This window comes from Alteromonas sp. BZK5 (assembly GCF_014349115.1).
Lineage (GTDB): Bacteria > Pseudomonadota > Gammaproteobacteria > Enterobacterales > Alteromonadaceae > Alteromonas > Alteromonas macleodii.
Map to the genome: position 1 here is coordinate 1 of NZ_JACSOE010000054.1, position 15,713 is coordinate 15,713.

Consider the following 15,713-nt stretch of genomic DNA (forward strand, 5'->3'; position numbering starts at 1 on the left):
GATCAAACTCTTCAATTAAATATATCGAAATATGAATCGTCGTTGTGACACTCTTAACGAGTGCCCACACAGATTGTCTTGTCTAAATTTTTAAAGAACGTTACTAGCTTTTGCTAGCTGCCTCTCCCGAAGCGGATGCGTATCTTACAGCGCATCTTTTTTTTGTCAACAACTTTTGTTTATTTATTTTTAAACTTGGTTTTTGACATCCCCATCAGTTGTTAGCGTTTAGCTGTTCCCTGGTGAGGAGGCGCGCATTCTACGCATTCCTGTAGCATCGTCAACACCCTTTTTTAAATAAATATAAAAAAAGCGACCGTTCGGTCGCTTTTCAATCTATTAGTACATTAAGCATGCGTTTACGCTTGTATATCCTTATTCTATCAGCTCAAAAAGGCATATCCTCTTTATTATTGAGCGAAGACATCTGATTATTGCTACATAATCATTCCTGCTTATTGTCTACACTTTCATTGCTTTTCTTTTTATCGGCATTGAAGTCTGCATCTTCTTCATGGTCGCCCACTACATCGTCTAACGTTACCTTCTCAACGGTACGAAACGTATTGATAGGTCCAGCTAACGCATATAGTGCAAAAACAAGAAACAATACTAAAGCGGGCTCTGTTGCCACAACAACGAATATCAGAAGAACTAAAAGAAGGCCTACAAATGGAACCTTACCGTGCCAATTAACTTCTTTGAAAGAATTGTATTTAAAGTTACTCACCATCAGCAAACCTGCCAAGCCAGTTACTGCAGCAACTATTAAACCATAGTCGGTACCAACAGCATCATACTCAACTCCAACCCATACAAGACCAGAGACAACAGCCGCAGCAGCCGGACTTGCGAGACCTTGGAAGAAACGCTTATCGGCAATACCAACTTGCGTATTGAAGCGAGCTAAACGAAGAGCTGCACCCGCTACATATATAAAAGCCGCTAACCAGCCTAACTTGCCCAGCTCAGTTAACCCCCAATTATAAGCAACGAGTGCAGGTGCCATTCCAAATGAAACCATATCTGCCATTGAGTCATACTCAGCACCAAAGTCGCTTTGCGTGTTCGTCATTCTTGCCACACGCCCATCTAAGCCATCAAAAATCATAGCAACAAAGATAGCCACTGCCGCGGCTTCGAACCTGCCGTTCATTGACGAAACCACAGCAAAGAAACCCGAAAACAACCCTGCTGTTGTTAATAAGTTGGGAAGTAAGTATATCCCTTTACGTTTTTGATCAGACATATGTCCTCATACTTCTACATATACAATTGCACTAATTATTTCATAGATATGCAGGAACGCATAGCAAAGTAAAAAGACTGCCTCGTTCCTTTACATAACGCCGTTGCAAAACGTTATTAGCTTTGCATTGATTAGACGTACCCCCACCACAATGCCGGCGCTTGGCTTCTATTTATACAGGACCGCGTATGCTCACTATTAAACAAACAACTAATAACTAGGTATACGGTTACATACCTTAAATAGCTCACCGTTCATATATCATACAAGTCCATGTTGAAATTAGGTACTAACCAAGTTTGTGTTCGCATAATGGGCGCGCACATCACTCGGCGTGTACTCGAAGTGCTTTGCGCTTCATATATAGGAACGCAATTATGCGAACGCTACAAAAAACGTTTTCTTTGCAAACTGTACTATTACTTTCCACAGCTTTGCTATCTACCCTGAGTGCTAATTCAGCATTCGCTACCTACTATAAAAAGCAAAGTTATTCTCACTGTGGGTCATCGAGCCAGAGCAACGAAAAAAGCAATGTATGTAACTCTCCATTGGGAGAATACACCTACGACTTAGTCGATGACAAAGTGACACAAACCAATCAGACGAATAATTCCTTTATTCAAATAGACGGATTAAATATTAATATGTCCGCTTTTTCCGACACACAAGGAGTTACCGGCGAAACAGTCGTTGGCGCCAAGTTAGAAAAAATCTCAGATAAATGGGCTTATGGTGTAACGAATAATGATGAAGCGAATTATAAAGGTTATTCCGACCACGCCATTGATAACTTAAATTACTTCTCGAGTGGTAGCGACAACTCAGAATATTATAGGTTTACAAACGTAGAACGCGATTATGATTTTGTGTTGCTATCGTTTGACTCTGCGGTAACGCTCACTGGCGCTAGCTTTTCTTGGCTACACAGCAGCAGTGATAGTCAGGTATCTGTAGCAGCGCTTGGCAATACGGCGAAACTAACCTCTGGCGTTAACACGTGGAGTGATATAGTTGCAGATGCACTAACATCAGCATCGTTCGACATCGAAAGCTGTGAATATTTAGATGACCGCGCAGACTTTACGTTCACTGAGTCGGCCCAGTATTGGTTGGTGGGTGCATACAACACTGTATTTGGTAAAACAATTGACGGAAGCATAGGTAACGACGCGTTTAAACTTGCGAATATCGGTTTCTCTATTTCAGAAACAGCGGGTACACCCGATACCACCGAAGTGTCTGAACCTGGAACTATCGGTCTACTCATGGCCTGCTCACTCTTCGTCATGTGGCGTCGCAAAAAACTTGTTTAATACAATTAGACTTTAGATCACTGACAGGTGGTATGACCTGTCAGTTTTTTTTACTAGCACCTAACCCAGCATAAATAAATCTTTAAAATACAAGTGCATAACTTTTGGCACATAAAATGCTAAGTAAGAATTAAGTTATATTTTTGGTGTTCTTATGAAGTTATTTAGCTTATCAAATGTTTTTATATTATTTTTTACTGGAAGTGTTGTTGCTACCGAGACTACTTTAGATGAATTCAGTTACAATCTTCATCAAGATGGTATTAAAAATACAACCGATGCGCAGAGCGGCGTTACAGTATCAATAGACGGACGAGACGTTAAAGTCGGCTTAACCACTTGGTCGGATACTGGATTTTACAGTTATTTAGATGACGGTTATTATCAAGAAAGAGACAATGTTGTAAGACAACAGCAGGCACTAAGCGAATACACTAATAATAATGGTTCCATTGGCTACGGATTAACAAACGATGACGCAGAGACTGTTTGCGTGTCTACATACTGGTATGGTTACTGTAAGGGTTACAGCACGCGCGGTGACCAACACACAATTGATAATGTAGGAAACGAATATGGGAAACAAGATTTCGACATGATTTTGTTATCATTTAGCGAATCGGTAACTTTAACATCAGGCTCTTTCTCTTCTGCATATCATTACAACGACACAAACTCTTCTAAAGAAGTATCTGTTGTCGGTTTGGACGATATTAACAAGTTTCAAGGTAGCGAAAGCTTTACATGGAGTGACATTGCCTCTATTAAAGGCATAGAGACGGGCCACTTCTCTGTTGGAAGTAAAGTGAACAACTATTATCAGTCTGAGTTTACTGGCTTGAGCGCCGCCAAATACTGGTTAGTAGGTGCCTACAACACTATATTTGATAACGGTGCTTCTCAGGAGAGCGACTTTGGATTCAAGCTGTCTGCCCTTGGATTTTCGATAAACAACACTCCTGACACTCCTACTAAACCACCAACAGAAGTAAGCGAACCAGGTGCCCTAGCACTAATGAGTTTAGGTTTAGGTCTTGTTCTTTATAGACGTAAGCGTCGCGTTTAATTGTTTAAAAACGCTTAGAAAACACGTATCTTTAGAAGGTGGCTTAGGCCACCTTTTTTTATGCTATTTTTAAGCCAGTGGCTAGGCTAAATTTCGAAGGTTTATATGGATTTTTTTAATAATAAAAAGCGTGTTGTACAACGCGCAATTGTCTCTGCAGTTGCCTCATCATTAATCGCTTTTAACAGTTTTGCTTCTACGTCAGAAGACTACGAAAAAGCACTGACCGCGTTTAATCAAAATGAATACGACGAAGCCTATATCCACCTTAAAAACAGCTTACAAAAAGATCCTGAAAACCTTGCTGCAAAAATCCTAATGGGTGAAATACTGCTTATTAATGGCTACTTAACTGCAGCAGAAATGGAGTTTGTAGAAGCGTTGGAAATGGGTGCAGATATCAACCTTCTGGCAGAGCCTCTCGGCAACACTTGGTTGTTTTTGAACAGGTACCAAGAAATTGTAGACTTTTCTGATTTGAGCAAGCTATCGGGTAATGCAGAGCGTGAATGGTTGATGATTCGTGCAACCGCGTGTATTAGATTGGAAGATGAACAGTGCGCTCTTCGTGATTACAACACTATCGTTTCCCGTACGCCAGACTTCGTACCTGCCATTAACGGTCTAGCCTCTATTGCCCTTCAAAATGAAGATTTATCCAAAGCGACCTCGCTTATCAATAAAGCCATGTCGTTAGAACCAGAAAACGCAATAACATGGCGTTTGAAAGGGCAACTGGCATACCGACAGGGAGATACTGACGCGGCAACTGCACATTTACAAAAAGCCCTAACGTTTAACCGAGACGACCCCATTGCCCTGCGAAATCTAGTAGACTTGTATTTAGAAGCGAAAGACTACGATACAGCAAAGCTATTCGTTGATGAGATCATTGAAGACACGCCTAATGATCCTCTGGCCATTTTACTTAATAGCTGGTTACAAAGCAGAGACAACCAGCAAGCTATCGATAACGAAAAACTAAAAGAGCTTAACGATTTCATGGCTCAACTGGATCCTGAGCTTATTACTTCTCAACCCATGTTGCTCTACATAAGTGGTTTAACAAACTTCTTTAACAACAACATGGAAACAGCCGCGAAAGATTTTAACGCTTATCTGCAACAAGAGCCTGATGACTTACAGGCGGTATTGATGTTGAGCCAAGTTTACATGGCGACTCAACAAGATAAACAGGCCCTTGCCCTGCTTGAACGTCATCAGGATGCGTTAATGGAAGACCCAGACTCAGCACTGCTTTTAGGTGACTTATTTATTCGCCAAAACAAAGCCTTTAAAGCCGAGCGACTTTTGCAAAATCTTGAATATAAATACCCGAATGAAAACAAGCTCCAGCTATTTAAGATTAAATTAATGGCTGCCAGAGGTAAACAAGATGAAGCGCTATCGATTCTTGAAAATAACTTATCTACCTACAAGGATAATGCCGGCTTTCTTTTCACTTATTCATTGATGAATTTACAAGCTCAGCAGTTTAAGAATGCATTAAAAGGCGCTGACTTACTAAGCGCTTTGTTTCCAAACGAAGCAGAAGTTTTCAATCTTAAAGCCGGTATATTGATTAGACAGGGTCGATTAGAAGAAGCCAAGGTCAACATAGAAAAAGCGCTAGCGCAAAACCCGACACTTTTCCCTGCGAAATTCAATTTAGCAGCCACGGAAAGCCGTTTAGGAAATGTCGATAAATCTAACCTGCTAGTAGAAGAGTTACTTGCTCTGTCTCCCCAACATAATGAAACGCTGATGCTGAAAGCGTTCAATTTAAACAAAGCAGGAAACCTAGAAGAAGCTAAGCAAATTTATCTCGATATATTGACGCTCACACCTTCAAATACTGGAGCGAGAGAGCGCGTTTCGTCTTTGTATCAACAACAAGGCGACACAAAAAATGCGCTCTATCACTTAGACCTCTTAATCAAAGACGATTTCGACAACGCCGATTATCTCCTTCGAAAAGCAGCGCTTCAGTTAGAAGCAGGTCAACGTGCCGATGCAGAAAAAACGCTAAGTATTGTGAGGAATTTTATCAATGACGATGCCGGCAAGCTTATCGCATATGCTGATCAAGCTCGGAGTGTTGATAATAATGAAAACGCCTTAGACGCCATGGCCCGAGCGTATGAAATAGCGAATACAAGTACGTTTGTCACGTTGCGCTATGTGAGCCTACTGCTCGACATGCAAAACAACGACAAAGCACAATCATTGCTAACAACCATTCCCGCAAACCAACAACAAAATCCGGTTTATTATTTCTTGAAAGGCCGTCTGGCAGCAAATAAGGGAAACAGTGAACAAGCTATCAAAGAGTTCGAAAAAGCGTTAGATGTAGACGCTACTTTTGCACAGGCTTTTGTTGCCATTTACAACTACGCACTGAACGATCAGTTCGTCGATGTATTCTTGAAAACGGCAAGAAAACTGGTGAGCGAGAATGAAAACAATCTGCTGGCAAAAAACCTGTTGGCGCAATACTTATTCTTCATTCAAGAGTTCGATGAGTCGATAGCGCTTTACAAGGAGCTTGTTGAGCAACCAAACTTACTCAACCCTGCTGAGGCTTACAATCGCCTAGCGATCATGCATATCGAGAAATCGCTAGTCACTGCAAAAAACTATGCACGTCAGGCCTACGAGCTTCAACCAAACTCAGCAAAAATATTGGATACCTACGGTCACATCAAAGCGCTACAAGGAGACTATGAAGGCAGCCTTAAAATGCTGAGGGATGCGTTCGCCAGAGACGCCAACGACCCAAATATTCGCTATCACCTGGGCTACACGCTAGCCAAGCTCAATAGAATTGAAGAGGCGAAAAAAGAGTTAGAATATGCAGTAAAAGTGGAACGCCCTTTCTTTAAGCGTCCTCAAGCAAGAACGCTGTTAGAGAGCCTATAAGGCTCTCTTCGCATGCAGCTATAGGCAGCACGAACAATTGCGTTTGTGCTTTTCCATTTTGCCAATACCAGGGTTAAACGTATTGGTTGGATCTAAGTCTTTGTAAAATTTCTGCAAGTTACTTTCGGCTTCATACAAATGACCTACATTGTGTTCAGCCGGATACTTAGCGCCACGACTGTCTAATAGTGCCAACATATCTGCTTTTACTTTTTTGGCGTCGCTGCCTTTTTTAAGTATGTAATCTTGATGAAAGACATGGCAGAAAAAATGTCCATAATAAAGTGACTTTTCAACGTGTTTGGCGATGTGCTCAGGCAGGTTCTCGACCCATAAATCATCGTTGCGGCGCAATGCGATGTCCAATGCTAAGATGTCTCCTACTTGCTTATGGTGTAACGTTTGATAGCGAACCGCGGCGCCAGCTGCAGCAAAACGTAATAAAAACGCCTTAGACGCTTCTTCTTCATTACAAGTAATGAAGTCACCATCTAGCTTCTCTTCGTTAAACAGCTTGGCCAAAAGTGTTTTAACCTCTTCGATGCCACCATCGCTCATTTTAAGGATTAGATGATGCTCGTACTTGTCGCGGTAAGTTCTTATACTCGAGGGTATTTGGTCAGAAAAGAACTTACTACCGAACTGCATCAATCTGTCGCTTAGGTAAGGAGGAAGCAGAGGTAACTTGTTGAGCACGGCATCCACCCGCCCTTTAAGTGCAAACATTTTAGGTAGCGAGTCAGTTCCCAAACGCTGAATACTTATAATCGTATCTTTCCCGTAAACATCTGCAATATCGAACATTTCTCTATGAAGATATTCACCTACTTCAGGAACGTTTTTACATTGAGTCAGTATGTCTCTGCGAATACGAGTAAGTACAGAGGCATCATTCGTACCGATATAAAACGTTTGTTCTTCATTAGGCACTTCGAATGTGTCTAAACGCACCGCGAAAACAGCAATTTTACCTGCGCACCCACTGGCTTCGTAAAGCCGTGTTGGATCAGCATTGAAGCGGCTCGGCGTATCAGCATTCACGTCTCTAACGATGTGTTCATAATCACTTGCCGACGCTTTCATACTGGTTTCAGGTAGAGATTTTGGAAAGTTGCCAGAAGAAAGGTTTCCGATAATTTCTTCTGGTGTGTCGCCTAAATCTATACCTAGGTGATTAACAAGCTTTAGCTCTCCGTTTTTATCCACCTGAGCAAACAGCGATAATTCAGTATAGGCAGGTCCCCTTTTGACAAGTGCCCCACCTGAGTTGTTTGCAACACCACCGACAATAGACGCACCTAGACATGACGACCCAATTACAGAGTGAGGCGCACGCCCAAGTGGCTTTAGCGCCTTTTCAAGTTTGAACAGTGTTGCTCCTGGAAAACTCAATACTTGCGTTCCGTCGTTAACCAGAACAATATCGTCCATTGCTAACGTATTTATAACCACCACTGGCCTATCGTAGTCGCTACCGCTTGGCGTTGAGCCTTCGGTCAAGCCGGTTTTCGCGGCCTGCATAATAATGATGCAGTTATATTCAACGCAAACCTTTAGCACTTCCCAATATTGCATTAGCGTATGTGGAAAAAGTACAGCCAATGCTTCGCCTTCGCCTGACCGCCATCCCTTGCGATAGTGCTCAGTTTGGCGCGTTCCTACGGCAAGGTTGCTTTCCCCGAGTACGCGTGTAAAAGCGTCAATAATTGGGGTTGTTTGCATGTATAACTCCTTAGAACAGTGCAATGCGTATTAAAAAATTAATTTGTGCCGACTAGTGGACCACCGACTTCAAACACATAAACCCCCAACCATACTAAAATACCTGCAAATACAACGTAATATATAGTTGGGATAATAGTCTTTCTTAAAGTAGCTCCCTCTTGCCCTATTAATCCTACCGTTGCCGACGCAGCTACAACATTGTGTATTGCAATCATATTTCCGGCAGCCGCCCCAACGGCTTGCGCTGCGATAATTAGTGCAGGTGACAATTGAAGGCTTAGTGCTGCTTCGAACTGAAACTGGCTGAACATCATATTTGATACTGTATTCGAGCCTGCGATAAATGCACCTAATGCACCAATAGTAGGGCTAATTAATGGGAAAGCTTCGCCAAACATATTGGCGAACAATTGCGCGCCAGCTATCGGCATACTGACGATGTCGGCGCCATTCACACCTGAATTTATAAAAAGCCTAACCATAGGAATTGTGAACATCAATACAAAACCAGCACTTAGCAACGTTTTGCTGGAATCATTGAAAGCCTTAAACAACACTTCTCCCTTGGATACCTTTTTACTTTGAATGATTACTGCAACCAATGCACCTATTAACAACAACCCACCAGGAAGATATAGCGGACTGATTGATGCACTTACACCCGTTTCACCCAGTATGTTGTCAAATGAGAGTGTCAGCGACGTAGTAAATTCTTTTATCGTTGGAAACACTCTGGATATAACGAGCAGAAGTGCAACAACTAAATAAGGGACCCAAGCCGTAACCCAATGCATGGCCTTTTGTGACGTTATGTCGTCTGCTTTTATTTCCAAATTACCCAGCCAACCTTTGTCCCATGACGCTTTCGGCGGGAAATCCCATGTTGTTTTAGGCATCAAGAAACCATTTTTAGCTGCAGTAACAACCACTGCCAAGCTCACCAATCCTCCAATCAACGATGGAAATTCAGGGCCTAATACAATGCCGGTAAATACGTAAGGAATGGTAAAGCTGACGCCTGCGAATAAGGCGAAAGGTAGAACTTGTAACCCTTCGCGCCAAGACTTGTTGGAGCCAAAAAAGCGAGTAAGCATTACAGCCATTAAAACTGGCATAAATGAGCCAATAATTCCGTGGATAGTTGCCACTTCAGAGGTGATTAGTTGAATAAACTGCTCCCATTGCCAGCCTTGAGCCTGCAAAGTCTGACTGATCGCTTGGCCGTCTAAACCTTTGTTTACACCAATGACAATAGGCGTTCCCACCGCGCCGAAAGAGACGGGTGTGCTTTGGATCATCATACCAATAAGTACGGCAGCCAATGCTGGAAAACCGATGGCAACAAGCAAAGGAGCCGCTATAGCGGCCGGCGTGCCAAAACCAGAAGCACCTTCAATAAAAGTACCGAAGCACCAAGCAATGATTATTGCCTGGACTCTTCTATCAGGTGAAATGTTGGTGAAACCCTGGCGGATAACATCAATTGCTCCAGTATATTTCAATGTGTTGAGCAGAAAAATTGCACCAAATACAATCCACAAAACAGATACTGTAATCACTAAGCCTTGTAGAATTGAAGCGCCCACCCGTACTGCCGACATATCCCATGCTAAAAGTGCCATAAGTGCTGTACTTGCTAATACAACTGGCATTGCTCTTTTCGCAGACCACTGTAAACCCAATAGCAGCACTGCTGAAAGCGTTATAGGTAACAATGCTAATAATCCAAGGGTTATCTCATTCATGAGTTTTCCTCTTATTATAATTAGTTAATTATTCGAGTTTCTAACGTTAGAAAATCGATGTTAATGCAGGGTTAAAATTTAGGTATGCGACTGTACTAATTTCTCACGTGTTGATATATATGCATTAAAGACAAAGTTTATTTCCATTTTTGGACTAATAGTGGCAAAAGCAGACGATATTATCCTTTTTGTGAACGTAGTTGATGAAGGCTCTTTTTCAAAGGTCGCTCAAAAACTCAACCTAACTAATTCTGTAGTAAGTAAGCGTATCGCACGATTAGAGTCAGATTTGAACGTTCAATTGCTTTACCGCTCTACACGAAAGCTCAATTTAACTGATGCAGGAAGAACACTGTACAATAAGGCGAGAATCGCCAATTTAGCCATTCAAGACGCAGAAGATGCCGTCAGTGGTTACAGTGATGAAGTGCGTGGAAAAATCCGAATTACTATGCCCAATGTATCGGCAAAACTGGTCTTAAATCGCGCAATTGCCGAGTTTTGCAATTTACACGAAGAGGTGGATGTAGAGCTTGCAATTACCAATCGCGTCACCAATATCATCGAAGAAGGTTACGATCTCGCCATTCGTACAGCACATCTTGAGGACTCCTCTCTTATTGCTAAACGCCTTATAGATTCAAAATGGATAGTATGCGCAAGCCCCACATATCTTAAAAACGAAAGCCGCCCAAATCATCCTGACGACTTAACTGAACATAATTGTTTAATTTACAAGTACGATAGCACTGGCCCAGACTTCTGGCCGTTTCATATTGAAGGAGAGCTTCATAACGTTCAAATTGACGGGCGAATGCAGTCAAATAACTTGGATGCGTTAAGGCAAGCCGCTATTGCAGGTGTGGGTGTAGCATTTCTTCCCAAGGCATTAGTGCATGAAGATATCGAAGATGGGGCGCTTTCGCCTTTACTTGTCGAGTACGTAACTAAGACTATGGGTATTTATGCCGTTTATCCTCGTTCGCGTCAGCCTGACAAAAAGCTAAAGCTACTGGTCAACTACCTTCAAGAGGCGTTTGGCAATAGAAGCGCCTATTTTTATTGATAAACATTGAAGTAATCTCCGTTTACATCAAAAACATGGCGCTAAACATAATTGAAGCGATCTTAAAACGCGAACTTAGCTGACGCTTGGATGTAATTGGAGTCAATGCTGTCTATGTTGTCATCATTGATAGAATAAGCACCAAACTCTAGGCCAACATCAAGACGCGGCGCTACCGTATCAATTACATTCACCGCCCAGTGCGAACGTTTGCGCCCCAAAATATCTGTTTTAGCTGCTCCATAAAATACAGTGCTGCGGAGGGTTTCGGTCCAAAAATGGCGATACGCTACGGTATAAGCCAGCGTACTTTCCGTTTCCAATGTTTGAGTTGCAGGATCCTCAACAACATCAGCAGTCATGCCGGCCGCAGCATACCGACCTGGCTTACCCGCGGTTAATTGAAAACGTAGATCATCTTTTGCAAAAAGTGGTATTTTGCCTGCGATATTTACTGCTGCTGTAACTTCTTCAACCCCTCCTTGATCGACAAGTCGTATTACAGAGCCGAAAGCATATTGCCCATATTGACTATCTAAATTGTATCGTACAACAAAGTCGGGCGTAGACTCATCAGGGTCAGCGGCTACACCTGTAAGCCCTACGGCATTGGCAGGTGCGTCGGTATCACCATCCCCAATGGTCTCTGGGCTTTCGATGGCAAATTGCCAGTTTCCAGAGGTGTATCTAACCTGAACTTGCCTTGCAAACACTTCTCCTACATGAGGACCACCAAAATCTAACGACTCAGGAATAACGTGAAGCGGCATAAAGGTGCTCCAGTTTTGCCCCGCACTCCAGTTCTTATAGGTGATGAAGAAGTGACGTAATCTCAAGTTAGTAGAGTTACTTACCGCTTCGTTACCGCCTCCGCCATACATATCGACTTCTATAAAAGTACTCACCTCCCCTATAGAAACGCCCATATTTAAGCGTGACTCTCCTACATTGAAACCTGTGTGTGATGTCTCTATTGCTTCCCCGCCAGGAAAATTACCAATCCAATAATCCTGATAAGCAATATCCCCTTCAACATGCCTGACATCTACTTTGGCATAACCTCCAACACTAACCTTAACGTGTTCGTTACCGACCTTCCCGTTGAACAACTCTATGCCGTGAGAAGGGTTAAGAATTAGCGCTAATGCACAAGCAGATAAGCGTAGGGTGTATTTGTTGTTTGTTTTCATTATTCGTCCTAATAGCTGAAACTATTTAACATGTCGTTAACGGGCGGATAATGTATTCGTTCGTGCTCAGAGGATAAACCGAGTTTAGAATATTAACTTTTTCCTAAATTCGCATAATCAGAGGTTTACTTTTTGAATGTTAATTGTGTAAAGAGATGAAGAATATTGAGCATAAATCGCTCAATAGAAAAATAATAAAAGGCTACTTGTTGCTAATACTATAAATGAAAGTAATGATATTGACTGAAGTGCCTTACCCCAACTTTGCAAAAACCAACTTAAACACAAAGACAAAGAAAACACGGTAAGTGCAGACATAATAGTATCTGCAGGCGAGAATGTCGCTTGATTTACACTCAATGCAAATACGGCAAAACCAGTACCTATGGCACCGACTGCGCTCACAATCATGCATAATATGAAATGCGCACAAAGCTTAGCTATATCTCGGGGCATTGAGCGCACAGAAACTACCGCTTCGTTTGAATTATATAACTGCATCGCAACCTCTTAACCCTCTCAACAATAAGTTAATGATAATCGTTATCATTACTAAATCAAGAAAATTAATTAGCTGTATTAGGAAAATTCATTAAACAAGAAAGCGTAATCTGTCGCTATTCGACCAGTGGCTTTTTGGTAAATCGTTTTTTGTTATGAAGCTGCCGATTAATGGTCTTTCGCGGAATCTACTGGCAATAAAAAAGGCACTGTCTCCAGTGCCTTTTGGTTTTAATTGCTGACAACGAAAAGTCCGCTGTCATCTGCATCAATACGAATGGTTGATTCCGGTATTAATTCGCCAGCGAGTAATTGATGCGCGAGTGGATTTTCCACCTGCACTTGTATCGCTCGCTTAAGCGGACGTGCGCCAAACACTGGGTCGAAGCCCGCGTCCGCCAATTTATCCATAGCAGCAGCAGACAGAGTAAGCTTATATCCTTTTTCTGCGAGCCTAGCGCGAAGCGAGGCAAGCTGAATTTTAGCAATAGATTTTATTTGCTCCTTCCCTAATGGATGGAATACCACAATATCATCGACGCGGTTGATGAACTCCGGTCTGAAGTGTTGCCCTACAACACTCATTACCGACGCTTTCATATCGTCATACTGACTTTCGTTGTGCTTATCTTGAATGATATCTGAACCTAAGTTGGACGTCATGATCACAACGGTATTTTTAAAATCTACAGTACGTCCTTGTCCGTCAGTCAACCGGCCGTCATCTAGTACTTGAAGCAGAATATTGAATACATCTGGATGTGCCTTTTCAACCTCGTCCAACAAAATGACCGAGTATGGCTTGCGACGCACCGCTTCGGTTAAGTAGCCACCTTCCTCGTAGCCAACATAGCCAGGAGGTGCACCCACTAAGCGTGCTACCGAGTGTTTTTCCATAAACTCTGACATATCAATACGCACCATGGCATCTTCAGTATCGAACATAAAGCCTGCCAAGGCTTTGCAGAGCTCAGTTTTACCCACGCCAGTTGGCCCTAAAAATAAGAATGAGCCAATAGGTCGATTTGGATCCGCAAGCCCAGCACGTGAACGGCGAATTGCGTTTGAAACAGCTTCAACCGCTTCTTCTTGTCCAACAACCCGTTTGTGAAGTACGTCTTCCATACGCAACAACTTCTCACGCTCGCCTTCAAGCATTCGCGCTACAGGTATACCCGTCCATCGCGAAAGCACATCTGCAATTTCAACGTCCGTCACTTTATTTTTAAGTAACGTTGTCTCGCGAGTTTCGTTTTCAGCCGCTTGCTCTAACTTTGCTTCAAGCTCTGGAATACGGCCGTACTGAAGTTCCGACATACGATTCAAATCAGATGCACGTCGCGCTATCTCCAAGTCAAGTTTAGCCTGCTCAAGCTCCCCTTTAATGGTTTGAGTGCCCTGCATGGCGTCTTTCTCATCCACCCACACTTTCTCAAGCTCTGCGTACTTGGTTTCCGCTTGCTCACGCTCTAGCTCAATCATTTCAAGTCGCTTATGACTCGCATCATCTGTTTCTTTGGCCAGAGCTTGCTCTTCCAATTTTAGCTGGATGATACGACGCTCAAGACGATCCATCTCTTCGGGCTTGGAGTCTATTTGCAATCGAATGCTAGACGCAGCCTCGTCTATAAGATCAATGGCTTTGTCTGGCAATTGGCGGTCGCTAATATAACGATGCGACAAACTTGCCGCTGCAACGATAGCGGGATCAGTAATATCTACCGAGTGATGGAGCTCATAGCGCTCTTTTAAGCCACGCAGAATAGCAATAGTGTCTTCAACGCTTGGTTCTTCAACTAATACCTTTTGGAAACGACGTTCAAGTGCTGCGTCTTTTTCAATGTACTGACGATATTCATCCAGTGTTGTAGCACCAACGCAGTGAAGTTCACCACGGGCTAACGCAGGTTTAAGCATATTACCTGCATCCATCGCTCCATCGCCCTTCCCTGCACCTACCATGGTGTGCAGTTCGTCAACGAATAAGATCACGCGGCCTTCTTCTTTAGCCAGCTCATTAAGCACTGCTTTAAGGCGTTCTTCAAACTCACCGCGATATTTAGCTCCCGCCACTAACGCGCCCATATCAAGGGCAAGAACACGCTTGTTCTTTAAGCCCTCAGGCACTTCGCCATTAATGATGCGCTGAGCCAACCCTTCAACAATAGCCGTTTTACCCACACCCGGCTCACCAATGAGTACTGGGTTGTTTTTGGTTCGACGCTGCAGTACTTGAACAGTTCGGCGAATCTCATCGTCTCGACCAATGACCGGGTCGAGCTTGCCTTGTTCTGCTCGCTCGGTTAAATCTGTCGTGTATTTTTCAAGCGCTTGACGTACATCTTCAGCATTAGGATCCGTGACCTTCTGGCCACCACGCATGTCGTCTATTGCGCTTTCAATAGCTTCTTTAGTGATATTCAGGCTTTTGAGGATTTCCCCCAAGCGCCCTTTATCTTGTAGCGCCGCTAGAACAAAGATTTCTGAAGTGATGTATTCGTCTTTTCGCTGCTGCGCTATCTTGTCACAAAGATTTAGCAAAATGCCGCTGTCTTTACTTAATTGAACATCTCCCCCAATGCCTTCAATACGAGGTAGGCGCTCAATAGCTTGGCTCAGTGCTGAGCGTAGCGCATTTACATTGATGTTTGCTTGGTCAAGCAAAGGGCGTACTGACCCGCCTTGCTGATTTAGCATGGCAGTCATTAAATGGACAGGTTCAATGTATTGATGATCTCGCCCCAATGCGAGTGATTGAGCATCGGATATTGCGAGCTGAAATTTACTGGTAAATCTATCTAGTCTCATAATCTCAACCTAATTAATGAACAACTATACCTGCGTTAACACGCCGCGATTACGAACATTTTAACTCTCGCTGAGTGGGTAATGCTCTATGCGGAATGGCATTCTTTATGTTCTAGTTATGTAGGCTG

10 protein-coding genes are annotated in these 15,713 nt (G+C 42.9%); 4 read left to right on the forward strand and 6 right to left on the reverse strand.

The features are described from left to right. Positions 1–445 precede the first annotated feature (445 nt). Entirely contained in the window at positions 446–1,249 is an 804-nt protein-coding gene (gene pssA, locus BIZ39_RS14755) for a CDP-diacylglycerol--serine O-phosphatidyltransferase (protein ID WP_014950059.1), read from the reverse strand. Positions 1,250–1,626: 377 nt separating this feature from the next. Between pssA and xdp1 (BIZ39_RS14760) the strand changes: the two genes are divergently transcribed. The 3 genes from xdp1 (BIZ39_RS14760) (at position 1,627) to prsT (ending at position 6,550) form a co-directional block, all read left to right on the forward strand. Then, positions 1,627–2,565: an exosortase-dependent surface protein XDP1 gene (gene xdp1 / locus BIZ39_RS14760; RefSeq protein ID WP_049586628.1), complete on the forward strand. Its 939-nt coding sequence runs from the start codon at positions 1,627–1,629 to the stop codon at positions 2,563–2,565. A gap of 154 nt (positions 2,566–2,719) precedes the next feature. After that, complete coding sequence (gene xdp1 / locus BIZ39_RS14765) at positions 2,720–3,631, forward strand: exosortase-dependent surface protein XDP1 (RefSeq protein WP_049586626.1); 912 nt, start codon at positions 2,720–2,722, stop codon at positions 3,629–3,631. A gap of 105 nt (positions 3,632–3,736) precedes the next feature. Further along, a complete protein-coding gene (gene prsT / locus BIZ39_RS14770) occupies positions 3,737–6,550 on the forward strand; it encodes an XrtA/PEP-CTERM system TPR-repeat protein PrsT (protein WP_187447340.1) in 2,814 nt (937 codons plus the stop codon). 18 nt (positions 6,551–6,568) lie between these two features. On the opposite strand, the gene dld is transcribed toward prsT, so the two are convergent. Both dld and BIZ39_RS14780 read right to left on the reverse strand, forming a co-directional pair. Beyond that, positions 6,569–8,272 carry a D-lactate dehydrogenase gene (dld, locus tag BIZ39_RS14775; protein WP_187447341.1) on the reverse strand — a complete coding sequence of 568 codons (1,704 nt, stop codon included), beginning with the start codon at positions 8,270–8,272 and terminating at the stop codon, positions 6,569–6,571. A 38-nt stretch (positions 8,273–8,310) separates the two neighbouring features. Further along, on the reverse strand, positions 8,311–10,020 hold the full coding sequence (locus BIZ39_RS14780; RefSeq protein WP_187447342.1) for an L-lactate permease: 1,710 nt from the start codon (positions 10,018–10,020) through the stop codon (positions 8,311–8,313). 160 nt (positions 10,021–10,180) lie between these two features. Between BIZ39_RS14780 and BIZ39_RS14785 the strand changes: the two genes are divergently transcribed. Then, a complete protein-coding gene (locus BIZ39_RS14785; protein ID WP_187447343.1) occupies positions 10,181–11,086 on the forward strand; it encodes a LysR family transcriptional regulator in 906 nt (301 codons plus the stop codon). A gap of 62 nt (positions 11,087–11,148) precedes the next feature. Here the strand turns inward: BIZ39_RS14785 and BIZ39_RS14790 are convergent, their stop codons facing one another. The 3 genes from BIZ39_RS14790 to clpB form a co-directional block, all read right to left on the reverse strand. After that, on the reverse strand, positions 11,149–12,276 hold the full coding sequence (locus BIZ39_RS14790; RefSeq protein WP_014976971.1) for a DcaP family trimeric outer membrane transporter: 1,128 nt from the start codon (positions 12,274–12,276) through the stop codon (positions 11,149–11,151). 180 nt (positions 12,277–12,456) lie between these two features. Continuing rightward, positions 12,457–12,777: a hypothetical protein gene (locus BIZ39_RS14795; protein WP_187447344.1), complete on the reverse strand. Its 321-nt coding sequence runs from the start codon at positions 12,775–12,777 to the stop codon at positions 12,457–12,459. Between the two features lie 231 nt (positions 12,778–13,008). Continuing rightward, positions 13,009–15,585: an ATP-dependent chaperone ClpB gene (gene clpB / locus BIZ39_RS14800; RefSeq protein ID WP_187447345.1), complete on the reverse strand. Its 2,577-nt coding sequence runs from the start codon at positions 15,583–15,585 to the stop codon at positions 13,009–13,011. Positions 15,586–15,713 lie beyond the last annotated feature (128 nt).